29 protein-coding genes and 1 tRNA gene are annotated in these 21,807 nt (G+C 59.1%); 17 read left to right on the forward strand and 13 right to left on the reverse strand.

What is annotated here, in order from left to right:
• Positions 1-262 precede the first annotated feature (262 nt).
• Entirely contained in the window at positions 263-1,732 is a 1,470-nt protein-coding gene (locus LIX15_RS04355) for a sodium:solute symporter family protein (RefSeq protein ID WP_227776284.1), read from the reverse strand.
• Positions 1,729-1,941 (reverse strand): DUF3311 domain-containing protein, encoded by a 213-nt coding sequence (locus LIX15_RS04360; protein ID WP_227776285.1) that lies wholly within the window; start codon positions 1,939-1,941, stop codon positions 1,729-1,731. The genes LIX15_RS04355 and LIX15_RS04360 overlap by 4 nt, the downstream gene beginning before the upstream one ends.
• Before the next feature lie 131 nt (positions 1,942-2,072).
• Here LIX15_RS04360 and LIX15_RS04365 point away from each other — a divergent pair, with 131 nt between their 5' ends.
• From LIX15_RS04365 to dnaG, 3 genes are all read left to right on the forward strand, one after another.
• Entirely contained in the window at positions 2,073-2,276 is a 204-nt protein-coding gene (locus LIX15_RS04365) for a hypothetical protein (RefSeq protein ID WP_227776286.1), read from the forward strand.
• A gap of 24 nt (positions 2,277-2,300) precedes the next feature.
• Entirely contained in the window at positions 2,301-3,032 is a 732-nt protein-coding gene (locus tag LIX15_RS04370) for a sugar phosphate isomerase/epimerase family protein (protein ID WP_227776287.1), read from the forward strand.
• A gap of 179 nt (positions 3,033-3,211) precedes the next feature.
• Complete coding sequence (dnaG, locus tag LIX15_RS04375) at positions 3,212-4,651, forward strand: DNA primase DnaG (protein ID WP_227776288.1); 1,440 nt, start codon at positions 3,212-3,214, stop codon at positions 4,649-4,651.
• Here the strand turns inward: dnaG and LIX15_RS04380 are convergent.
• Both LIX15_RS04380 and LIX15_RS04385 read right to left on the reverse strand, forming a co-directional pair.
• Positions 4,648-5,064, reverse strand: a complete 417-nt coding sequence (locus LIX15_RS04380) for a GNAT family N-acetyltransferase (protein WP_227776289.1) — start codon at positions 5,062-5,064, stop codon at positions 4,648-4,650. The genes dnaG and LIX15_RS04380 overlap by 4 nt on opposite strands.
• Entirely contained in the window at positions 5,061-6,377 is a 1,317-nt protein-coding gene (locus LIX15_RS04385) for a DUF92 domain-containing protein (RefSeq protein ID WP_227776290.1), read from the reverse strand. The genes LIX15_RS04380 and LIX15_RS04385 overlap by 4 nt, the downstream gene beginning before the upstream one ends.
• An 87-nt stretch (positions 6,378-6,464) precedes the next feature.
• On the opposite strand from LIX15_RS04385, the gene LIX15_RS04390 reads away from it, so the two are divergent.
• The gene (locus LIX15_RS04390) at positions 6,465-7,073 is read left to right on the forward strand and encodes an undecaprenyl diphosphate synthase family protein (RefSeq protein WP_227776291.1); all 609 of its coding nucleotides are present in this window, start codon (positions 6,465-6,467) and stop codon (positions 7,071-7,073) included.
• Positions 7,074-7,242: 169 nt separating this feature from the next.
• On the opposite strand, the gene LIX15_RS04395 is transcribed toward LIX15_RS04390, so the two are convergent.
• On the reverse strand, positions 7,243-8,823 hold the full coding sequence (locus tag LIX15_RS04395) for a hypothetical protein (RefSeq protein WP_227776292.1): 1,581 nt from the start codon (positions 8,821-8,823) through the stop codon (positions 7,243-7,245).
• Between the two features lie 610 nt (positions 8,824-9,433).
• Between LIX15_RS04395 and LIX15_RS04400 the strand changes: the two genes are divergently transcribed.
• On the forward strand, positions 9,434-10,807 hold the full coding sequence (locus LIX15_RS04400; RefSeq protein WP_227776293.1) for a right-handed parallel beta-helix repeat-containing protein: 1,374 nt from the start codon (positions 9,434-9,436) through the stop codon (positions 10,805-10,807).
• 36 nt (positions 10,808-10,843) lie between these two features.
• On the opposite strand, the gene uppS is transcribed toward LIX15_RS04400, so the two are convergent.
• Positions 10,844-11,761 (reverse strand): polyprenyl diphosphate synthase, encoded by a 918-nt coding sequence (gene uppS, locus LIX15_RS04405; RefSeq protein WP_227776965.1) that lies wholly within the window; start codon positions 11,759-11,761, stop codon positions 10,844-10,846.
• A gap of 168 nt (positions 11,762-11,929) precedes the next feature.
• Here uppS and LIX15_RS04410 point away from each other — a divergent pair, with 168 nt between their 5' ends.
• The 5 genes from LIX15_RS04410 (at position 11,930) to lwrS (ending at position 14,866) form a co-directional block, all read left to right on the forward strand.
• Positions 11,930-12,124 carry a cold-shock protein gene (locus LIX15_RS04410; protein ID WP_049969619.1) on the forward strand — a complete coding sequence of 65 codons (195 nt, stop codon included), beginning with the start codon at positions 11,930-11,932 and terminating at the stop codon, positions 12,122-12,124.
• 153 nt (positions 12,125-12,277) lie between these two features.
• Positions 12,278-12,679, forward strand: a complete 402-nt coding sequence (locus LIX15_RS04415; RefSeq protein WP_227776294.1) for a DUF5778 family protein — start codon at positions 12,278-12,280, stop codon at positions 12,677-12,679.
• Between the two features lie 163 nt (positions 12,680-12,842).
• A complete protein-coding gene (gene hemA, locus LIX15_RS04420; protein WP_227776295.1) occupies positions 12,843-14,141 on the forward strand; it encodes a glutamyl-tRNA reductase in 1,299 nt (432 codons plus the stop codon).
• Between the two features lie 78 nt (positions 14,142-14,219).
• Positions 14,220-14,495, forward strand: a complete 276-nt coding sequence (locus LIX15_RS04425) for a 4a-hydroxytetrahydrobiopterin dehydratase (RefSeq protein ID WP_227776296.1) — start codon at positions 14,220-14,222, stop codon at positions 14,493-14,495.
• Positions 14,495-14,866, forward strand: coding sequence for an LWR-salt protein (gene lwrS / locus LIX15_RS04430; RefSeq protein ID WP_227776297.1), 372 nt, complete (start codon positions 14,495-14,497; stop codon positions 14,864-14,866). The genes LIX15_RS04425 and lwrS overlap by 1 nt, the downstream gene beginning before the upstream one ends.
• A 90-nt stretch (positions 14,867-14,956) precedes the next feature.
• Here the strand turns inward: lwrS and LIX15_RS04435 are convergent, their stop codons facing one another.
• Genes LIX15_RS04435 through LIX15_RS04445 form a run of 3 tightly spaced genes read right to left on the reverse strand, consistent with a single transcriptional unit; the run spans position 14,957 to position 16,030 of the window.
• Positions 14,957-15,475 (reverse strand): peptidylprolyl isomerase, encoded by a 519-nt coding sequence (locus LIX15_RS04435; RefSeq protein ID WP_227776298.1) that lies wholly within the window; start codon positions 15,473-15,475, stop codon positions 14,957-14,959.
• Between the two features lie 40 nt (positions 15,476-15,515).
• Entirely contained in the window at positions 15,516-15,776 is a 261-nt protein-coding gene (locus LIX15_RS04440; RefSeq protein WP_227776299.1) for a DUF8006 family protein, read from the reverse strand.
• 41 nt (positions 15,777-15,817) lie between these two features.
• Positions 15,818-16,030, reverse strand: coding sequence for a DUF7996 family protein (locus LIX15_RS04445; RefSeq protein WP_227776300.1), 213 nt, complete (start codon positions 16,028-16,030; stop codon positions 15,818-15,820).
• A gap of 113 nt (positions 16,031-16,143) precedes the next feature.
• Here LIX15_RS04445 and LIX15_RS04450 point away from each other — a divergent pair, with 113 nt between their 5' ends.
• A complete protein-coding gene (locus tag LIX15_RS04450) occupies positions 16,144-17,154 on the forward strand; it encodes a DUF7490 domain-containing protein (protein ID WP_227776301.1) in 1,011 nt (336 codons plus the stop codon).
• 2 nt (positions 17,155-17,156) lie between these two features.
• Entirely contained in the window at positions 17,157-17,501 is a 345-nt protein-coding gene (locus tag LIX15_RS04455) for a DUF8060 family membrane protein (protein ID WP_227776302.1), read from the forward strand.
• A gap of 17 nt (positions 17,502-17,518) precedes the next feature.
• Here LIX15_RS04455 and LIX15_RS04460 read toward each other — a convergent pair whose 3' ends face one another.
• Positions 17,519-18,838 (reverse strand): cytochrome P450, encoded by a 1,320-nt coding sequence (locus LIX15_RS04460; RefSeq protein ID WP_227776303.1) that lies wholly within the window; start codon positions 18,836-18,838, stop codon positions 17,519-17,521.
• 81 nt (positions 18,839-18,919) lie between these two features.
• On the opposite strand from LIX15_RS04460, the gene LIX15_RS04465 reads away from it, so the two are divergent.
• The 4 genes from LIX15_RS04465 to LIX15_RS04475 all read left to right on the forward strand — a co-directional run bounded on the left by LIX15_RS04465 (position 18,920) and on the right by LIX15_RS04475 (position 20,434).
• Positions 18,920-19,327, forward strand: coding sequence for an SHOCT domain-containing protein (locus tag LIX15_RS04465; RefSeq protein ID WP_227776304.1), 408 nt, complete (start codon positions 18,920-18,922; stop codon positions 19,325-19,327).
• 50 nt (positions 19,328-19,377) lie between these two features.
• Complete coding sequence (locus LIX15_RS04470; protein ID WP_227776305.1) at positions 19,378-19,944, forward strand: hypothetical protein; 567 nt, start codon at positions 19,378-19,380, stop codon at positions 19,942-19,944.
• 41 nt (positions 19,945-19,985) lie between these two features.
• Positions 19,986-20,108 carry a hypothetical protein gene (locus LIX15_RS32710; RefSeq protein ID WP_265338410.1) on the forward strand — a complete coding sequence of 41 codons (123 nt, stop codon included), beginning with the start codon at positions 19,986-19,988 and terminating at the stop codon, positions 20,106-20,108.
• Positions 20,109-20,215: 107 nt separating this feature from the next.
• Positions 20,216-20,434, forward strand: coding sequence for a hypothetical protein (locus tag LIX15_RS04475; RefSeq protein ID WP_227776306.1), 219 nt, complete (start codon positions 20,216-20,218; stop codon positions 20,432-20,434).
• 61 nt (positions 20,435-20,495) lie between these two features.
• On the opposite strand, the gene LIX15_RS04480 is transcribed toward LIX15_RS04475, so the two are convergent.
• The 3 genes from LIX15_RS04480 to LIX15_RS04490 form a co-directional block, all read right to left on the reverse strand.
• Positions 20,496-20,569: transfer RNA gene (locus LIX15_RS04480), tRNA-Ile, on the reverse strand.
• Between the two features lie 35 nt (positions 20,570-20,604).
• Positions 20,605-21,177 carry an FxsA family protein gene (locus tag LIX15_RS04485; RefSeq protein WP_227776307.1) on the reverse strand — a complete coding sequence of 191 codons (573 nt, stop codon included), beginning with the start codon at positions 21,175-21,177 and terminating at the stop codon, positions 20,605-20,607.
• A 183-nt stretch (positions 21,178-21,360) separates the two neighbouring features.
• Positions 21,361-21,531 carry a hypothetical protein gene (locus LIX15_RS04490; protein ID WP_227776308.1) on the reverse strand — a complete coding sequence of 57 codons (171 nt, stop codon included), beginning with the start codon at positions 21,529-21,531 and terminating at the stop codon, positions 21,361-21,363.
• A gap of 16 nt (positions 21,532-21,547) precedes the next feature.
• Between LIX15_RS04490 and LIX15_RS04495 the strand changes: the two genes are divergently transcribed.
• The gene (locus LIX15_RS04495; RefSeq protein WP_227776309.1) at positions 21,548-21,700 is read left to right on the forward strand and encodes a hypothetical protein; all 153 of its coding nucleotides are present in this window, start codon (positions 21,548-21,550) and stop codon (positions 21,698-21,700) included.
• The last annotated feature ends 107 nt before the right edge of the window (positions 21,701-21,807 follow it).

Consider the following 21,807-nt stretch of genomic DNA (forward strand, 5'->3'; position numbering starts at 1 on the left):
TTGAATTACTATTTTCTACTATTATTCTCCGTTTCTCGTGTCGCTGGCTATGGCCGACACTAATAATACTCCTACCGCGACCAAACGAATCAGCGAACAATCCACTCCGACGTCGGGTTCCGCTAGTCCCGACTCCAATCAAAAGTTCCATTGGAGTCGGGTCTTCCGAGCGCCACCCGAGAAAATCCATCCTGTAACCTTTTTGTTTGGATAATCTTTGTGTAAATTCTATATTTACTGAGATATAAAAATAAACAGTCTGCTAGTCGGCGTGGAGGTCGAAGTACAGATTCGTCTCCTCGTCGGGCGCAGGCGACGTGACGGCGGAAGCCGAGACTGTCAGCACGAGTCCGACGAGCATCCCGACGACCATCGGAAGCCAACCGCCGTACAGCGCCGCGGCGTTCTCGACGAGAAAGACGTTGATGAGATAAAACGACTGACTGCCGACGATTCCGACCACAATTCCGGTTCGCGTCACCCGCGGCCAGTAGAGCGCGACGATGACTGGGAGCGCGAGTTGGGCGAATCCCCCGAAGGCCGTCGAACCGATTGTCGTGATGGCCTTGGGCGAGTACAGACTGGCAACGAAGGCGGCGATTGCGAAGATGGCGACGCCAATTCGTCCGAGGGTGTCCTCCCAACTGCTACTCGCGTCGGGGTTGACGAACAGACGGTAGAGGTCGCGGGTGAAATAGGACGACCCGGAGAGGAGCATCGAGTCGGAGGATGACATCATCGCGGCCATCGCGCCCGCGATGACCAGCGCGGCGAACCACGCCGGGGCGTATTCTGCGAGTAGGATGGAAAGGACGTTCTGGTCGGCGGCGTCGATTGGCAGGCCGCGCGCCCACGCGCCGAGCATGAACGCCGGGACGAACAGCAGGACGACGAGGATGGGCCACAGCGAGAAGGTTCGCTTCAGCACCTTCTTCGACCCCGCGACAAAAAATCGCTGGTTGACCTGCGGGAACATCGCCACGCCGAACGCGATGCCGATGGCCTGCGAGAGCATCCATTGCGGGGAGTACACCCCTCCACCGAGCGAGAGGAATTCAGGGTTCGATTCGGCGAGTCTCGCGGTTGCGGAACTCACGCCGCCCAGTTCGGTGAGCACCCAGAGCAGGGCGACCCAAACCATCACGAGCATGAAGACGCCTTGTAGGGTGTCCGTCCATGCAATCCCGCGCATTCCGGCGAGGACGACGTAGGCGATCATGAACACCGTCACGAGGCCCGCGCCCATCGCGTAGGAGAGGTCGCCGCCGGTGAGGGCTTCCAACGCGGTTCCAGCCCCGACCTGCTGGAGCATCACGTAGGGGAACAGCCAGAACAGGCTGATTCCGGCGACGAGGCCTCGGAGCAGGGGCGACCCGAACCGGTCGCCAAGCATCTCGCCGAGCGTGACGTAGCCGTGTTCGCGCCCGAGGAGCCACTGTTTGTAGCCGACGACGTACCACAGCACGGCAAACAGGATGCCGTCCATTAGTCCCATCACGAGAATCCATTCCGGCCCGGACGCGTATGCTGTGTTCGGCCCGCCGAAGAACGTGAACGCCGACAGCAGAGTCGCGAACGTCGTGAACAGCAGGACGACAGTGCCGAGGGTTCGACTGGCGAGGTAGTAATCCTCCGCGCTCCGGTCGGTCAACCGGTACGCGAGCAGGCCGACGAGCAGGGAAAGGAGGAGGTAGCCACCGACGATACCCACCTGAAGCATCGTCTCGCTCATACGCCCTCCTCGATGCCAAGGCCCCACGCTCGGTCTGCGAATAGTTTGAACGCGAGCGACGCGACTACCATCCAGCCGATGTGCCACCAGAGCCACACCGGTAATCCGTATAGTATCTGTCCGTCACCCCAGAGGAACCACGGAATCGTCAACGCGATGAGCACCGCGAAGACCATAAGCCACCCGATTCGTGTGGAGTCGTTCATCATCGTCCCTACCGTTTGACTATACGGGGATAAGATTTACTAACTGTGTTCGAAAGGAGCCTTCGAAGAAAATTTCTCTTCAAAGAGACGCCGTTTCCGCAACACCTATCGTCCGTAATTCGGATCATTGCCGTATGACGGACGACGCGAGACGCAACCGTCGCCGATTCGTGGTGGTTGCGTTCGCTCTCACAACCGTCGTTTCGATTGGTTTTAGCGTCCTGCTCGGCGACTCGCTACGCTCGTCGCTGGTTAGGGGTATCGGTATCGGGTTGGGGTTTGCGGCCGGTTATTGCCTGTTCTGGAACGGCGATTCTTTCACCAAGAACAACGACTAACACCGTGGGAATCCCACGAACACCATGACCCAAACCGCGATTCAGTTGTATTCCCTCCGCGAACTTGACGAATCGCTCCTCGACCTGCTCGCTCGCGTCGGCGAAACCGAGTTCGACGGCGTTGAGTTCGCGGGGTTGGGCGATGTCTCTCCCGCAGACGTCGCGGAAACGCTTGACGAAGTGGGACTCGGCGCCGCCGGGGCACACGTCCCATTCGACGAACTCGATGCGAATCCGGGGGACGTGGTCGAGACGTACGAAATGGTGGGCTGTGACAGACTCGTCGTGCCGTATCTCGACGAATCGTACTTCGATAGCGAAGAAACGGCAATCGAAACCGCACACCGATTGGATGACCTCGCGGAACGAGTCGAGAGACGCGGTGCGGAACTCCATTACCACAACCACGCCCACGAATTTGTCGAAATCGGGGACAGGGCGGCCTTCGACGCCTTCATCGCGGAATCGAAAGTGAACATCGAACTCGACGTTGGATGGGTCGTCGCCGCGGGCCGCGACCCTGTTTCGCTCCTCGACCGTCTCGCCGGGCGCGTTCCGTTGGTGCACCTGAAAGACACCGCCGACGGAGCCCCCGTCGAACTCGGGGACGGCGATGTGAACGCAGAGATCTGTGCCGACACTGCGCGCAGTGTCGGCGCGGAGTGGTTAGTGTACGAACACGACGCTCCGAGCGACCCGGAATCGTCACTTCTCCGCGGTGCCGAACGTCTCTTAGAACTGAACAAACGTCCATGAATATTAGTTATCGTTATACTCATACTGATGATTTTAGGTAAAAAATACCTGTAAAATCACCCCAGAAAACGACGGTGACGACAGCTATTTCAGCACTCAAGCGCCAAAATGAGACGTATCCATGGCACGGCTCATGGACGCATCACAATCACGCCCTCCACAGGGGCAGTTCATCACTCATGGACGATACAGCGAAATACCTCATTCACGCAGACATTACCGCCGACGGGGTGGTAGAGCGAAGTGACGTCGTCGGCGCGATATTCGGGCAGACCGAGGGACTGCTAGGCGACGACCTCGATTTGCGAGACCTCCAGCAGTCCTCCAAAGTCGGTCGAATCGACGTTCGCGTCGAGAGCGAACACGGCCAGTCGTTCGGCACTGTCACCATCGCCAGCAGTCTCGACAAGGTCGAGACGGCGATTTTGGCGGCCTCGCTCGAAACGATAGAGCGCGTCGGCCCGTGTCGCTCCAGCGTTAGCATCGCCAACATCGAAGACGTTCGAACCGCGAAACGCCGGGAAGTCGTCGACCGCGCGAAGGAACTTCTGTCGTCGTCGTTCGACGAAGATGTGATGACCAGTCGCGAGATTCTGGCGGAAGTCCGCCAGAGCGTCCGCGTCGAGGACATCACCGAGTACGAAGGTTTTCCCGCCGGACCGAACGTCACGAACAGCGACGCGATTATCGTCGTGGAAGGCCGCGCAGACGTGTTGACCCTCCTCCGATACGGCGTGAAAAACGCCATCGCGGTGGAGGGAACGAACGTTCCGGATGTCGTCGCCGACCTCACGCAGGAGCGCACGACCACCGCGTTTCTCGACGGCGACCGAGGCGGTGACCTCATTCTGAAGGAACTCGAACAGGTGGGCGATATCGACTACGTGGCCGTCGCCCCGCCCGGAAAATCGGTCGAAGACCTCTCCCGAGACGAGGTGATGTCCGCCCTCCGGAAAAAACAAACCCTCAACCGGTTCGAACAGGGTGAAACCGGATTGGCCGCCGCAACCGACGGAAGCACGCGCCCGGCACCCGAGGCCGACGAAAGCACCACGGAAAAGCCGGTCGAACCCGCAATCGAGGACGCGAGCAATGACGAAGTCGAAAACGACGAGAGCACTTCGGATGTCGAAGGCGGAACCGTCGAAGCCGTAACGGCCGAGACAACGGAAATTGAGTCCGAAAGTGGAGAAAACGTGGAAATTAACGACGATTCGCCCACAGACGAGTCGTCGATGCAATCGAACCTCGAAACGGATTCTGAACGCAAAACAAAATCTCAATCCGAGTCCTCCCCCGAATCGGAACCTGGCGCTGAGGAGCGTGAATCCCCGACGCTTCGCAGTCACGTCCGAACCGTCATCGACGGCGAATCCGTGACGGTGCGACTGCTCGACTCGGAGTTCGAAACCCTCGCGGAAGCGCCCGCCGACGAGACGTTCGACGCAATCGAAACTGCGGAATCGGTTCCGACCACGGTCGTACTCGACGGAACGCTCACGCAACGAATCCTCGACGTTTCGGCCCAGCGCGGCGTCGAACAAATCGTCGCCCGCGACGAGGGAGAGTTCGTGAAAAAGCCGACGACGGTTCGTATCCTGACCGCAAACCGCTTTTAATATTTTTTTCCGAACACTAACGCAGTACCGCCGTCGGCGTAGTAATCCGATTCCGTCCGCCACAGTTCGAATCCTAACGATTCGTACAGTGCTTGGGCCGCCTCGTTTTCCTCGTGAACCGTGAGCGAAACGTGGTCACAGCCTCGCTTCTCCGCTGTTTCGATTGCCGTTTTCAGTAGTTCTGTCGCCCTCCCTTCTCGGCGATGGGCAGAGTCCACCACCAGTTCCGCAATATACGCGTCGTCGGAAATCAGCATCAGAACGTAGCCGACCGGACGACCTTCGGCGGTCGAAACGAAGACGAAGCCGAGACCTGTGAGAGCAGTTTCGAGCAACCTCGGCGTCGGTTCGGGAAGCCACTCCCGGATCCGTTTGAGGCGAGATAGGTCGTCCCGGGTGGCCGCACGAATCACACCGGTAGACCTGCCAGTAGTGCGAGACCAGCCCCCAGCAGCGCCCCGGAGAGCGTGGCGAGGAAGTTGACGCTCTGGTTGCCGATTTTATCGCCTTCGACGGTCGCGCCAAGGAGACTATCGACGGTCATGCCGCCGACTCCGGCAAGTGCGATGACGACCCCGCCGAGCAGTCCGATCGAATCGAACAATACCACGGCGATGAGCGCGACGACGCTCGCACCGAGGGCACCGGCCAGTTCGCCCTGCCACGTGACGCCACCGTCGGTTCCCGGTTCGACTCGCTTGAGCGAGGTGATGAGCCGCGGATTGTCGAAGACGCCGCCAATTTCGCTGGAGAGGGTGTCGCTCATCGCGGTCGCGATGCTCCCCGCGAATGCAAAGAGGAAGACGGTGCTGGCGATCGGTAGACGGTCGCTCGCGGCGAAGGCCAGCACCGCGAACAGCGCGACTGCGGCGTTACCCAGAACGTTTCCGCCGCCGCGTGCGCCTTCGTTGGCTTCCGCGACGCCGTTTTTTCGTTTCTGCTCGTAGCGGAACTTCGTGGACAGCGCCCCAAGCGCGAAAAAGGAGATGAGGACGGCGAACCACGGGTAACCCCCGAGGACGATGGTGAGCAGTGCGAGCAGGACGCCGGTAAGCATCCCCGTGACGGAGGCGGTGTCGAGCGCCCACGAGATGTAGCCGAATCCCGCCGTAATCGCGATTGCCAGCGCGACTTCGAGCGGCGTCACCGTCACGGTCAGGTCGGCGAACAACCAGAGGAGGAGCGCCACGGAAAACATCACCAGCGGGTCGTCGCGCTCGAAGAGAACCGACCGAAGCAGTCCGGCCAACAGCGCGCCGCTCGCTGCCAGGAAGATGATGATGGGAACCATCGAATCCACCGGTGCACCGTCGATCTGTAGGACGATAATCTGCGCGACGATGGCTGCCGCGAATCCGCCGAGAGTGAATCCCGTCGTCGCGATAATCGCGGTGTTGTTCCACGAGCGAGCGATTTGCTCGGCGAGGTTTCCGTAGACGAGCAGACAGACGGCGGCGATGAACACGCGCGTCGGAAGGTCGACGAGCATGACGAGCATGGCGAGTCCCGCGGTGGCAAAGGAAAACGCGGCGAGGCCGCGCAGTCGTCCTTCGCTGCGGTCACTGGGGCGTGCGAACAGGTCGAACACGACCCCGTCGTCTACGACGAGCGCAAGCGCGCCGATTGCGGCGAACAGCGCGGCCACGCCCGCCACCAGCACCGACCCAACGAGGGCTAGCGTTCCGATTCCCGCGAACGCCGCCGCCCGCCGAATGCTCGTGGTCACGGTGTGATTTTTCGGGGACGAACACTTAATCCTCCCGAACGGAGGATGGCGTGACGTTTAAGAGACGATAGCGGCAATTCCGCGCCAGTGGGACTTTACGACCAGTACCTCACGGCGCGCGTCCGCCGCCACGAAGCCGAGCCGCCGAGCCACATCGCAGTCGTCATCACCGAACGCGACCTGTTGGAACAGGGCGCGTACGAAACGCTCGAATCATTTTTCGATTGGGCGTTCGACCACGGGGCGAAACGCGTCACCATTTACGTGAGCGTCCTCGACTCCGGCGCGGTGCCGACCCTCCAGCGCGAACTCGAAAACGTTCGTACACCGCGCGAAATCGCGGTTCGCGGCCCCGACGACCTCACGCCCGCCGACGCCCCGATTCAGGTGAGCATCGGACTCGGGGGAAAAAGCGAGTTCGCGGAGGCGGTGCGGGCGGTCGCGGAGGACGTGGAATCGGGGGACGTATCCGCCGACGAGGTAGACGAATCGGCAATCGAATCGAGATTGGTGTTTCCGACCGATCCCGATTTGGTCATCAAAACCGGGGCGGAACGTCTGTCGGATTTCATGATTTGGCAGTCGGTGTACTCGGAACTGTACTTCACCGACGTGAACTGGCGCGATTTCCGCCAGCGCGACTATCTGCGGGCGATTCTGGATTACAAGAACCGACAGCGGCGATTCGGGCGGTGAAAAGCGTAACTCACAGATAACGACGAGACACTACGCCAGTGTATCGCATTCATCAGAAATGAGAATATCATTTTTTGTCTACTTCTCACCAAACCCTACAATATCCCGAATCTTTCCGAATAACCATCAAAAATCCCGCGTAAAACGCGAGAGCGTCCGCCGTAACGGCTCAGTCGCTCAGGTTGCCGTCGGCTACCTCGTCGGTACTCATCGACGCGGCACTCGCCGAGGCGTACGGTTGCCCGTCCACGGTCAGGGTCGCCGGGCCACTCTTCGTCGCGGAGGTGACGCCGCCGGTCACGTAGAAGGCGTGTGCTCTCCCTGCTGGAACGGTTCCCGTCGCTCGCCTCGAATTCGGCGGCCGTTTCGCCGAGACCGACGACGCCCAGGACGTCGTGAGGGTCGCACCGTTATCTCCTGCGGGGCCGATGTAGGTGCCCGCCCGAACGTCGTAGATGGTCGCGGAACTGTTACCTTTGTTCTCGATACGAACAAGGTTCGCCGACTGGAGCGGCACCTGTCCGAGCGGCGGTGGACTCGGCAGTGGTGGCGTCGTATTCGGCGCTGTGGGTGACCCGCCGGTAGTCATCCGGTCGCTGACGTATGACGAGTTCGTCTGCATACCGCCAATCGTTCCCGAGACGGTTCCCCACGTGTCCGGCGCTTGACCGATGTAAATACCGTAGACGGAGTCGTGGTCGTTTCGAACCTGCACGTTGTTGAGTTGGAGGTATTCGAGATTCGCCTCGGAACCGTCTTCCATCCGTGGTCCGACGAGGGTATATACTGCGTGCTGGTTCAGTTTGGTCGAATCGTAACTGATTCGAACGTTCCGAATGTCGATGCGTTGACACGGCGTTCCCGCCGCGATTGGAGCGCCACAGCTCGGATCCAAATATCGGTGGAGGAAATCGCTATCCGCGATGGTAAGCGTCCCGTTGTAGCTGTCGATACCGCCCGCCGAATCCGTCAGTGTTGTTGCCTCCGCGGTGACGCCGCGCTGGAGCGACCCACCCGACCACGTCTGTCGAGGATGCTGGGCGTTTTTGACCGAGACGCAGTTGTTAACTTCGGTCTTCCCTCCGAGTCGCATCCCGTTTTGCGTATTTCGAAGGTAGCAGTTGAAGATGTTTAGCTTCCCCGCGGGCTTTTTCGCGTAGATCGTGTTTTCGCCCCAGAGTTCGAACCAACATCGATTGAACGTGAGTGCCCCTCCCGACGATTCGACCAGTATCGCTCGACGGTTACTGGCCTGCGTCGGCGTAGCTGACCCTTCGTGGAAGTAACAATCCTGTAGAAGGCCTCTCGTCCCTTGCGCCGCCGCGAGACGGAAGTACGTCCGCGCGTCGCTCGAATTGTTGCTTCCGACTTTGGTGTCGGTGTCCGCTCGAACTTTCCCGCGCGTAACGAGTCGCTTGAGCTCCCAGTTCCCCGCACTGGAATTCATTCTGATGAACGGCGGCACCGTCACGTTTCGCATATCGAGTTCGAAGCCGTCGAGGACGAACCCGTTAGACCGCGCTTCAATCCACCGAACGTTGCCGGAACGACCGGGAACGAGTCGTGCACCGTTCGGCGCCCTCAGCGTGAGGTTGTCAGTTCCCGACGCGACGAGAATGTCGTTGAGCTTGTACGTACCCGGAGGAAACGTGATGGTAGTATTGCTCCCGACGAGTCGGTCGAGAACCGAGTCGATAGATGTGTTTCCCGTACTGTCCGCGCCTTGGTTCGCGATGTTGTAGGTTGGCATTTACGTATCTCCCACTCGTGGTAGCGTACGGTCTTCGTGTCTTCTTCTGCGTGCGGTTGGTCGCCCCGTTTTTCGAACTGTTCCCGCCGTCCCGTCGTTCGCGTCTCGGTCGGTAGCAACGAGTCGTCTCGTCTTTTTTCGACTAAAACGCGCTGCAGTGCCGGTATCGCTTCGTGATTCCGTTCTGAATGTCATTTTCATGGCTTCGATGCGTTCGTTCCCGTTCGCAGATGAATACTGAACAGCACCGTAATTAATTATTAACTTCTTACTTGATAGAATAATAGTAGAATATAGTTAATTAAATTCTAGAGAGAAGATTTTAAACTAATTGGACAGATGACAACTAATGTAGTCTGAATAGTCCGCGAACGCTCCGAAGACGACGTTCGAATGCAGTTGAATTCAAAACGCGTGACAGTACCGATGACGGATAGTTCGACGGGATTAGCCCCTCGGTTTCGATAGCGGTACCCGAATGCGGCTTGGTAACTGGGACGTCTTACGGAGCGGAAATTCGGGCAGTAGGTGGAACCTACACCGACTACGCCCGGCTTGACCCGCTTTACGCCCACCATTACGAAATAGCAGACGGCAGTCGTACCAATGAATGGGGTCATCGAGCGACGGAACGACCAGACGCAACTATCTCCGTGTCGCCGGTGTCGCGCTGGCGACCGCAATCGCCGGATGCGACGGCATCTCGGAGCCGAACAAACAATCCGTTCTCGCCCCCTACGGCGACCGATTCGAGACGGTCGCCGACCTCGGCCGAACGGACGCGGATAGAACCGGAACCGAGAGGGTGGATTCGGTCGTAAACCGATTGGCGCGCGATGGAACGCTGCTCTACTTTCCGCCCGGCACGTATCGGCTTTCGAACCTCGACCTCTCCGGTCGCTCGAACTGCGGGCTCGTCGGCAACCGAGCAACCTTGCTCGTTCCCCCGTCCGAACAGGGAAACTGGATTTACGGAGAATCGGTTCGTAACCTCCTGTTCGACGGATTCACGCTCGACTACACGGCACCGACCGCCGCACCCGTCGTCGCTTTCTCGGTCGCCGGTCGGAGGAACGCTCTGCGAAACCTGACGTTCGAAGGGAGTCGCGAGGCGTATCCGCGAAGCGGTTTGGAACTCGAAGTCCCCGATCGATCTGCGTCACTGGTCGTTGATAGCCTCGATATGCGCGGCGGGTCTCGGAACGGAAACGCGATTTTCACGCACGCCGGTGACGGGTCGCTGAAATTCGTGGACTGTCGGGTCGAGGACTGGGCGGAAGGTCTCTACGCATCCCCGCACTCCGGCCCACTGGTCGTCAGCGGCGGCACCTACGCCAACAACGGTATCGACCAGATACGAATCGGCGGTGGAACCAGCGGCGCACGCGTGGAGAACACGACTGTTCGCGTGGATAACCCGAGAAATCCGAAGGCAAAGCCGAACATGCGCGGGATTTGGTTGGAAGAAGGAACGAACGCAGTCATCGACAACTGTTCAATCGAAATTACGGATTTAACCGGGACGTACAGCTCTGGTGGAATCGTGGTCGAAAAGCAGTTCGGAAGCGCGAAAATCACGAACACGACGATTCAGACGAACCAGAGCGTCCCGGCCATCAACATCCGCACGCCGACCACCGAATACGACCCCGAAACGATGCCGAGTATGGACGGACTTCCGTCGAACCACAACGTCACCTGTGAAACCGTCTCGATGTACGGAACTGCCCCGGAGGGAACTGCCGTCTTGCTTGCGGGGCGGGATGGATGCAAATTTAGCGATATTTCCGTTCAGCACCATTTCGGCAATCGGGACGGAATCACCATCAAGGATGGTCGTGGAACGAGGATTCACGATGCTCGGTTACGAGTGCGTGGTACGCCGATTGTCGCACCGGGTTTGACGCCAATGACGCAGAATATAAAGACGGGCGGAATCGGTTCGCTGTCGCAGTTAGGTGAATCGGTGTACGACTCCATTTAGCGTGGTTGTCCGTATGAATTCGGTGATGTTAACGCTCTACTCGGGGGTTCGCTCTTCGCCGTCCAATTCCTCCATCGCCACCCCATCGGGCACGTATCCGCGGAATTTCCGGATGATCGACCGCGCCTCGTCCAACTCCACACCGCCGATGGCCCGAACCAGCGCTAGCGCGCGCTGGACTTTCGCCTGGTGGAACGACTGTTCGCGGGATTCGTACGTTCGCACCGCGCGCAGGAAGTCGATTTTCGAGAACTCGGGCCAGTAGGGAGTACAGAAGAAGACGGCGGCCTCGTTGCCGTTCGCGTGCCAAGGGAGGAAGTTGCTGGTGCGCTCGTCGCCGCCGGTTCGGATGATGAGGTCAACGTCGCGGATCGGACGGTCGTAGAGCCGCGATTCGATGGTTTCGACCGAAATACCGTCCGGCGCAAGGTCGCCGGATTCGACTTCGCGTGCTACGTCACGGGCCGCGCCGAGGAGTTCGTTTCTACCGCCGTAGGCCAGCGCGATGTTGAGGACGAAGTTGTCGTAGTCGTGCGTCTGTCCCTCGGCGTAGTCGATTGCTTCCCGAACGCGCGCGGGAAGTTCCACGACGTCGCCGATAGCGCGGATGCAGACGCCGCTGTCGTGGATGCGCTCCGCGTCGGCGAACTCGTACAGTTTGTTCTCCAGCAGGTCGAACAGGGCTTCGCGTTGGTCTTTCGGACGATCGAAATTCTCGGTCGAAAAAGTGTACAGCGTCAGCTCCTCGACGCCGATGTCCTCACACCAGTCGAGGACGCGTTCTGTCGTCTTCGCACCTTCGCGGTGACCTTCGGATGCCTTCGCACCCTGTTTCGTGGCGTAGCGCCGATTTCCGTCTTGAATGACTGCGACGTGGGCGGGCGCGCCCGAGATGGTTCGCCGCAGATGTCGCTCGTAGGCTGTTTCCAACTGTCGCCGAACCCGCGTCAACATCGTCTTGTTCTTTCCCACACACCCGATTGGTATCAGCCTTGTCTTCCGAGTTACACTGATAGCTGATCTTTCCCAGGGTAGGGGTACTCACCATTCATGATAAATGTTCACAATGTGCGAAGACACTTGCATACCTTTTTAACTATCGAATCACTTTGGGAGAATGCAATGGCGAAAGGTACGGTTGACTTCTTCAACGAGACTGGCGGTTACGGATTCATTGAAACAGACGACGAAGACGAAGACGTGTTCTTCCACATGGAAGACGTCGGCGGTCCAGACCTCGAAGAGGGCCAAGAAGTCGAATTCGACATCGAACAGGCAGACAAAGGTCCACGCGCGACCAACGTCACGCGCCTGTAAGGCGGAATCGGAAGCGATCACTTCTCGCGGGAGTTCCCACTGCCGCGCGAAAACCAAGATTTTCGAGCGACGACTGTACCCATGAGTGTCGGCTATCGCTGTGACCGAGACCACAACCGTAGGTCGTATAACGTCGGCCGCGTATCCTCGGATATGGACCACGTCATCGACGACGACCTCTATCGACGCACGCAACAGCTGCTGGAACCGGGGGAGATAGAACTCAACGGTGCCATCGTTCACACCGACCTCGGAAGCGATGCGGACATCGAGATGCACCAAGCGTGCGTGGACATCGGCGACGTTATCGCCGAAAATGCAGGTTACGACCCCAAGGACACCTACGTCTACTCCGGTACCGACGACACCGATTTCGCCTCGAATCAGCACCAAGGGCTGACACTCGACGGCGAGGAGTTCGTCTGGGAATGCCAGCAGTTGCTCCGCAACGGCACATTCGACGTGGTGTATTATTACGAGGCCAGCGCCGACCAACAGGGGATTTTGGCCGGCATCCGCGACCTCGGATTCGAAGTCACCGGCGTCGAAGGGTAAGATATCACTGGAACGAAAAGCGAAGGTTACAGAAACGGGGCGTCTGCGACGATACGAAGGCGAGTCAGAAGCATTTACATATGGCCCATTCTAACGGTCTGATACAACAATTGGGAGCGTTTCGTATGACCTGTGTATTCTCTTTCCACTGGAGGCGAAAGCTGTGACGGGGAGTGGCGGCGTTATCTCGGGCGTCCGCGTCTCCCACGACCGGGCGTCTCTTGACGACGTTGCGACAGCTTGTCACGCAGACCAGCGGGCAGTCATCGCTCGACTCGTCGAAGAACCCGGCGTCTCGGAGGCGTTCGCGCTTCAGACGTGTAATCGGTTCGAGGCGTACATCGTCACCGACACGCCAACCGCTGGCGGGGCCGTCCTCGCGGAGTTCGCACCCGACGTGGCCGACCACGCGGTCGTCACGATGGGTCACGAAGAGAGCCTTCGCCACCTGCTTCGCGTCACAGCGGGATTAGAGTCAATCGTCCTCGGCGAAGACCAGATTATCGGGCAGGTACGCCGTGCGTACAAATCCGCGCGAGCGATCGGCGCTATCGGGCCGATGCTCGAAGAGGCGTTGATGAAGGCGATTCACGTCGGCGAACGCGCTCGCACGGAGACGGCGATAAACGAAGGTGTCGTCTCCATCGGCAGTGCCGCGGTCGCACTCGCGGACGAACAGCGCGACTTAGACGGCGCGACGGCGCTCGTCGTCGGCGCGGGCGAGATGGGAACCATCACGGCCCATGCGCTGGCCGACGCCGAAATCGAGACGCTCATCGTCGCAAACCGCTCGACTGAGCGCGCCGAGACGGTCGCCGAAGAAGTCGAGATGGTGGATGTCCGGGCGGTCGGATTGGAGGCACTTCCGGCCTGCCTCCCGCGCACCGACGTCGTCGTCACGGCGACCGGAAGCGACGGGCACGTTCTCGACGCCGACCTGCTCGCGGACTGCGGCGAAACGCTGGTCGTGGACATCGCGCAACCGCGGGACGTTTCGCCCGCGGTGGCCGCACTGGACGGTGTCACGGTACACGACATGGCCGCGCTGGAATCCGTGACGGACGAAACGCGAAGTAAACGGCGTGCCGCCGCCGAATCGGTCGAGACGATGGTTGACCGCGAGTTCGAGAACCTGCTCGAACAGTACAAACGAAAGCGCGCGGACGAAGCGATTGCCGCGATGTACGAAGGCGCGGAGCGAGTGAAAGAGCGCGAACTACAGACCGCACTCGCTCGTCTCAAGGCACAGGGAATGGACGAAGACCAGCGGGCCGTCGTGGAATCCCTGGCCGACGCGTTGGTTTCGCAACTGCTTGCACCACCGACGAAGAGCCTTCGGGACGCGGCGGCGAAGGACGATTGGACGACCATCAACACTGCACTGCAGTTGTTCGACCCCGAGTTTGGCGACGAACCACCCGCGTTCATCGCCGACCGACTCGAATCCGCCGCGGACGACTGACATCGTGGGCGCGCTGGCAACGAACATACCACACAGACGGCAAACGCTTTTATCTTAATTCCAGTTGTGCGGTTTCGTATGGCAGACTTGCTTTCCGACGATGAGATTCAGACTCGAATACCAAGCGGTTGGGAGCGCGAGGGCGACGAAATCGTCCGAACCTACGAGTTCGACGACTATCTCGAGGGCGTCGCGTTCGCTTCCGAAATCGGCGAAATAGCGGAAGAGGAGTTTCATCACCCGGAAATCATCATTAGCTACGAAGAGGTCGAAGTACGCCTGACGAGCCACGAGGAAGGCGGAATCACCACTAAGGACGTGGATATGGCGGAACGATTCGACGACGTTCGCTGATGAACGCTCGTTACGTCTTCGCGGTTCGGTTTCGCCTCGAACCGACAGTCGCCGACCTGTCGCTCGAACCGCGGGAGTTCGAAACCCGGATTTTTCGGCGGGCCGACCCGCCGGGTGAAGACGGTTGGCTGTTCTTCCGGGACAACCTCTGGCGCGGCGACATCGGTGACGAGCGATATTTCCGCGACCTGACGAGCGATGCGCTCGGAGTTCCGGTGAGCAGCGTGAACTACCGCGCGTTCGAAACGGACGAGGAGTATTACGACGAACTGAAAGACGAAATTTCGGCCAATTTGGCCGAATTCAAAGCCGATTCTGTGTCCGAAGTGATTTCGAAATATCTCGGCAGTTCGGTCGAAGTGGAGCGCTAACTGCGTTGCGATAAAGCGCTTCATCTTCGAAAGTAGGGCCGCCGTTTTGTAATCGCCGCACAAACCGCGTCCTCAACTTCTCGGCGTCGTTTATTCGTGTACTTCGACAGACTCGAGAACGATGTCGTCTTTCGGCTTGTCCTGTCGATTCGTGTCCGCGGAGCCGATTTCCTCGACGACATCCATGCCGTCGATAACTTCGCCGAAGACGGAGTGTTTGTTGTTGAGGTGCGGCGTCGGGGCGAGCGTGATGAAAAACTGCGACCCGTTGGTGTCGGGGCCGGAGTTCGCCATCGAGAGGATTCCTTTGCTGTCGTGCTGGAGTTCGGGGTGGAACTCGTCGTCGAACTGGTAGCCGGGACCGCCGCGTCCGGTTCCGGTCGGGTCGCCGCCCTGAATCATGAAGTCGTCGATGACGCGGTGGAACAACACGTCGTCGTAGAGCGGTTCGCCGGAGACTTTGTCGCCGGTTTTCGGGTCGGTCCAGTCGCGGTCACCCGTCGCCAGTCCGACGAAGTTTTGGACGGTGCGCGGTGCGCGCTCGTCGAACAGTCGAACTTCGATGTCGCCGTGATTCGTGTGAAGCGTGGCTGTCAGGTCGTCTGCCATAACCGAACCGTCTATCTCCAAGGAAAAAAGGCGTTCTATCCTATTTGCTCGCAGTCGTGTACAGCACTGGGGCAATGACCAGCAGCGCCAGGCCGAGATAGGCGAAGTACGGCGGTGCACCCATCGCCACCACGGTGAGGAACAGCAGGCCGAACAGGATGGTGTTCAACGACAGTACCTTTCGGGACTTTAGCGGAATCGCGGCCAGCAGTGAGAGCGCGAACAGGACGAAAACCGCCTGTCCCACGTTGTATTCGATGAGGAAGTCGTCAACGAGTGGGAGTGGGACGAACTCAAGCATTCCTGTCCGTGAATCGGTGTGAGTTCTCCTTTAAACTTCCGCTATGCCCCGCTCGACCCGGTCAGTTCCAGCGGTCTGACCCAGATGTACCAGATGAGGAGTGCGGCGGTGAGATAACCGGTGTAAAAGACGGCGGTTCCGACGAAACCGTATCCCATCTCCGTCAGGACGTATTTCGACATTCCGGGGACGACGACACCGAGCGCCAGCGCGAGTCCGAACCGAATCTTCCCACCAGCATTCTGTGTACTCATGTCGCAGACTATGTACTGAATAGGGGTGAATCGCTCGGTTCGTACCGACGAAATTCCGAATCGAGAAAATATCAAACCACAAAGTATTTATCCAAATATGAAACGAATCGGATATGAATCGCGAACGAACACTGGCGGGCGGAATCGCCATCATCGTGATGGCGTCCCTGCTCGCCGCCGTCCTCATTCCCGGTGCAATCGCGGAGACGGGCATCGAGGACGTTCGGGCCAGCTCCCTCCAAATCGAGGACGTGGCCATCGAGCCCGGTTCCGTCTCCGGCGGTACTGCGACGTTGGGCGTCGAAACCCGCCTCGAACACAGGGGTGGCCCGGCGGGGAACGTCACGGTACTCGTCAGGGCGATACACGCGGACTCGGGACTGGTCGAGACGACCACCGAACGAGAAATGCCGACCATCGAAGGCGAGCGCGAAGCCAGCGTCACGCAGAACGTTTCGATCGAACGACGCGGCGACTACCGGATCGAAACCGTCGTCTTCCGCGACGGCGAGCGAATCGCGGAGGGTGCCAAGGAAGTCAACGGCGTCGGCACCCTCAAACCGGCCTACGCAGAAACGAACGTCGCCTTCCACTGGCAGGACAGTACGAGTGAGTTCCCGCCAGTCGAGTATTCGGTTGCCGACGCCGGGAACAAGCGGACCACGCTCAACGTTTCAACGTACCTGACGAATCAGGGCGACGATTCGTCTGATAACGTTCGCATCGTGTTCACGGCGCGGCAGGCCGACACGAACATCGTCGCCGACCGCGTTTCGGTTTCGGTCGGCGAAATCGATGCTGGCCGAACAGCGAGTCCGTCAGCGACCCTCTCGGTCGCCGACGACTACAATTACTACCTCGACGCCGTCCTCTGGAAAGACGGCGTCGTCGTCGAGTCGGCGCGCAGTGCGGCGAATCTCGACCCCACGGAGCGACTCTCCGTCAACGAGACGAACCGGGAAATCGATCTCTCGGTGTCGGATTTCTCGGGCGACAACGATCCGGACTCGGCCAAAGAAACGACCACCATCGAAAACGACGAGGGACAACCGGGCTTCACCGCCCTCGCCGGTCTCGTCGCGTTACTCGTGGCGGGCGCACTCGCACGGAGGAACCGTGAGTAACGATGACTGAAACGAAATCCAACTCGACGACTATGACGGAACCGACCACCGACCAACCGACGCGGACCGAGCGCAAAAAACCGAACCGCCAGAAACGGAACCACGAAAAACCGAACCGCCAGAAACCTGATCGAGAAAAGGTGCAGGGATACGTCTATCGCGGGGCGCTAGTGCTTCTCTGTTTCCTCGCCATCGTCGCGCTGTTCCAATTCTACATGAGCGCGCTCGCGGTGATTCGAACCTTCGTCGCCGACCAGTACCGTCCGCTGTTCAACGCGGGGTTCAATCTCGCTGTTCTGCTGCCGACCGGCATCGGCATCTCCTCGGTGGTCAGAAAGTTAGACTGATTATCGGACACCGGTCATTACCGGGTTCGAACAGTCATCTCGACCGGATTTTCGGGATGAATAGTGACGAACGGAACGAGCGAAAGCGGCGCGTCGGAGACGAGTTCGAAGTCGAATCTGCTTCCCAACGTCGCAAGGACGAGTTTCGCTTCCCGCATCGCGAATCCGTCGCCGATACATTTGCGCGAACCGCCGCCGAACGGGAAGTAGGCGAATTCGGGGAGTTCCCTGCGAAACTCCTTCGTCCACCGCTCCGGACGGAACGCCTCGGGAGCGTCAAAAAATCGCTCGTCGTGGTGGACGACCCACTGGGGCGTAGCGACGACGGTGTCGGCAGGGATGTGGAATCCGGCGAGCGTATCTTCGTTCTCGGCCTGCCGATAGATGACGTAGGCAGGAGGATAGAGTCGCATGGTTTCCATGACGACCCGTTCAAGGTAGTCCAACTCCGCGAGATCCGCGACGGTCGGCGAGCCATCGACAACCGAATCGAGTTCGTCGTGAAACTGTTCCTCCGCTTCGGGATGCGTCGAGAGCAGATACCACGCGTAGGTGAGCGTCAGGGCGGTCGTGTCGTGGCCCGCGAGCAGCATCGTCATCATCTCGTTGCGAACCTGCTCGCTGCCCAGTAGTCCGCTTTCTTCTTCCCCGAGCAGTTTGCCGAGCAAATCGTCCGCCTCGCCGTGAACGTCGTGCTGTCGGCGAATGTCCCGTAACACCCTGTCCAGCGTCTCGACCGACCGACGATAGCGCACGTTTCGCGGCGTCGGGATCTCCTCCGGAACGAACCCCTGCGGGCCGGGGCGAAACCGCTCGCCGACCTCCAACAGCGCCTCGCGGATGGTGCGTTCCATTCCGTCGATTCGCGAGCCGAGCAGGCTTTCGACCACGATTCGGAGCGTCAGTTCGGACATCTCGCGGTGAATATCGACGTGTTTGCCGTCGTACCACGAATCGGCCAGCGTCTTCGAATCGCGGACGATGGTGTCGGCGTAGTCGTCGAGTTTGTCGCCGTAAAACGACGGTTGCATCACCGTTCGCTGGCGTCGCCAGTGTTCTCCGTTGCTAGTGAGCAAGCCGTCGCCGAGCAGTCCGCCCAGTCCCTCATCGCCGCCCAAACTCGGTTTCTCGTAATTCTCGGCGTTCGTCACCAGCACGCGACGAATCGCTTCCGGGTCGGTGACCTGATACACCTCCTGACTGTACACGTCGATTCGGGCAACGTCGCCGTACTCGTCCGCAACGCGCTCCATGAACCCCAGCGGGTCATCGGCGTAGTGGAGACTCGACCCCAGAATCGGTACCCCCTCCGGTCCCGATGGCACGCGGTCTGCCATAGGAGACAGTAGGCCGCAGGCGGTAAGAACTCTCGCCCAAACAGTGACAGGATTTTTATGATTCGTGGAGAAGGTGGCTGTATGCGCGACACGCACCAATCCCTAGCCGACCAAATTTCGGGTATCTTCGCACTCCTCGTCCTCGGCGTCGGCTTGACGGCACTGTTTCTCGGCTATTCGTGGTTCTGGATGGTGTTCGTCCTCGGGTTCGCCGTCGCTCTCCCGATTGTGGCGATTCTCTCGGAATCACTGTTCGGACGAGAAAGCGAGAGCGAATGGCGGGAGGATGAATCGAAATCGGAACAAGTGGACGAACAACAGGACGCCCTCGACACGCTTCGGGAAAGATACGCGCGCGGCGAAATCGACGAAACCGAATTCGAGCGGCGAGTTGACCTGCTGTTGGAAAACGAGACGGTCGCAGACGTGAAAGCGCGGAGGGGGCGGGAACAGAAGCGAGAAACCGAGAGGGAGCGCGAACGAAACTGAGTTTCTATCGAGCTGAAAGCTTATGCTATCGTGTCGGTTCGGTGGAAGTAATGAATCGACGTGAGTTGTTGGCGTGTGGGTATGGCGTTCTGTCGGTTGGATTGGCAGGGTGTTTGGATTCGGTCGGTGTTGGAGAGGACAACACGACGGAACATACGGCCACGGAATCAACTTCCTCAGCCACGGCTACCAGGACAACACAACCCGGAACCGAGCAGTTACTGCTACAGAACAGTGATTCGGAGGCGCGCGAGATGAGCGTCACGGTAATACGACAGTCAGGGGAAGAAGAGACGCTCATTGACGCAAGTTACGAAGTTCCGAGCGAGTACATACTGGAGTTTACCGACCTACTCGAACACGGACAGGAGTACCGGTTCGAACTCACGACTGGAGAGGGGAAATCGGTAACGAAGACGCTGGCCGCAGAGAGTTGTAGTGATGACCAATACAATTCGAGCGGCGACCGCTCGATTCTCATTTGGGTAGCGGGTAATCCGGGTGTCCGGTACAAAGAATGTGATGTACTGCTCCCGCCGAAATACACGCGCAGTTCAGCAGACCAGCACGAAATTTCCGATTCTGAAGCTGAAGCGACTACAACGACCACCACCTAATCCGCCACAATCGGTTTCCATGTCTCTGCCGACTGGAATCCATGGTGCAAAACCAAGAACCGCCGGGATGGCGCGAACTGCTGAAACACATGCTGACTGGACTGGCAATCCTGTCGTTCGTCTGGGTAATTCGACGACTCCAAACCGAATCCACTGACGGATAGCAAATTGGAACGGAAAACGCAGCGGAAATTCAGAACTGTCGACACGTATACGGCGATGACGAACGTACGACGTCGTGTGGCATGATAATGACGCAGAGAGGGAAGCGATGAACGAAAGTTTGCGGAACAAGCGGATACTGGCAATCGTCCTCGTTTTGTTGATGCTGTTGGGTGGGGCGGGAGCGATTCTGTCGGTGACCGATGCGAAGGAAAACGCCAGAACGTATCCAGGAACAGAGATGAAGGAAGTACCGAGTGGCAACGGTGACATCACAAAGTGGGAAGGAGACGCTAACGGTGACGTGAAACAATCGGGAGACTCGTAGTATCTGGTGAAAACCGCAAGATTAGGTGGCTGGGGAGTTGTCCTCGGCCCACGTTGAAAGGTGGGCCAACGCGGATTTGAACCGCGGACCTCCCGGTTATCAGCCGAGCGCTCAACCTAACTGAGCTATTGGCCCCGGTTGGCGCATTTCATCGTTGCGCCCTGCAACGTTTAAGGGTTTCTTTTCGAATCGGAATCGTCCTCGAAGTCGATGTCGTAGGCGTCCGAATCCACCCGATAAGTGTCGCCGTTGTTGCCGCTGGAACTGCCCGAACTGCTCGCTCCGCCGGGATTGCTTGATCCGCCGCCCGCGTTTCCGGGGTTGGGGAAGCCGAACGTGTAGACGTTGCCCGAGGCAAACCCGCCGGTCTGTTTGTCGATGTAGGGCGTGATTATCCACTTCTTTGCGACCTTTCGGAACACCGCGCGCGTCACTGGGAACGCGAGCAGGAAGCCGAGCAAATCGGTAATCAGTCCGGGCGTCAGCAGGAAGGCACCCGCGATGAGCAAGAATCCCCCGTCGATGATGCGATTAGTGGGGATGTTCCCGCGGTGGAGGTCGGACTGAATCTTTCGAATCGTGTGTCTCCCTTCCGCGCGCACGAGCAACATTCCGAGTAGGGCGGTCAGCACGACGAGCGCGACGGTAAGTTGCCAACTCAACAACTGGGTCGCAACGAAGACGAGAAACAACGAATCGGCTAACGGAATCAACAGCAACAGCGCCAGCAACCGTTTCCACATGGTCGGACGTTGTAGTTCCGACTGTAAAACGCTTTACCTGCTGACTCGTTCGTGGGGAGGGGAATTGTGGAACGGATGGTTTGGAGCAGTTGGTGGATTCTCTGGCGTTCTGATGGATGTTGGCGAAATAGTAGTGACGACTGATGCCGACTCCACGCCACGCCCGACTCACTCGCTCCACTTTCAGACGCGAAGCGTCTGCTCGATTCGCTCGTTCGTTCGCCCGTCCCCGGCCCAACCGCGGGGCGGGCGGGCCAGCGGCCTGCCCGCCCAACCCAAAATTAGCAAGCCGATTTCGGGACGGAAGCCGTCCTCTGCTTCCGCAGAAAGCTGACTTCCGACAGACGATGGCAAGTCGAGCAAGCAATTGATGGGCGAGTGCGACGCACTCGCCCGCCTGCGGTTCCCGGTGTATCAAAATCGCCGCGCGATTTTGATGGCAGGGAAGAACTCGCTTCTTCCCGTGGCAACAGGCGAACGCGGGAGGGAGCGAGTGGCTTGCCACGAGCGACTGACCACGTGAGGGCGTGGCTTATTACCTGCATTTCGGTTACTACTGATTCGTTAACTATTACAACATCATTGACTTCCAAAACGTATCGTGAACGTGGCGTAGAGTCGAAATCTGCG

The sequence above is a fragment of the Haladaptatus pallidirubidus genome (genome assembly GCF_020700235.1).
Lineage (GTDB): Archaea > Halobacteriota > Halobacteria > Halobacteriales > Haladaptataceae > Haladaptatus > Haladaptatus pallidirubidus.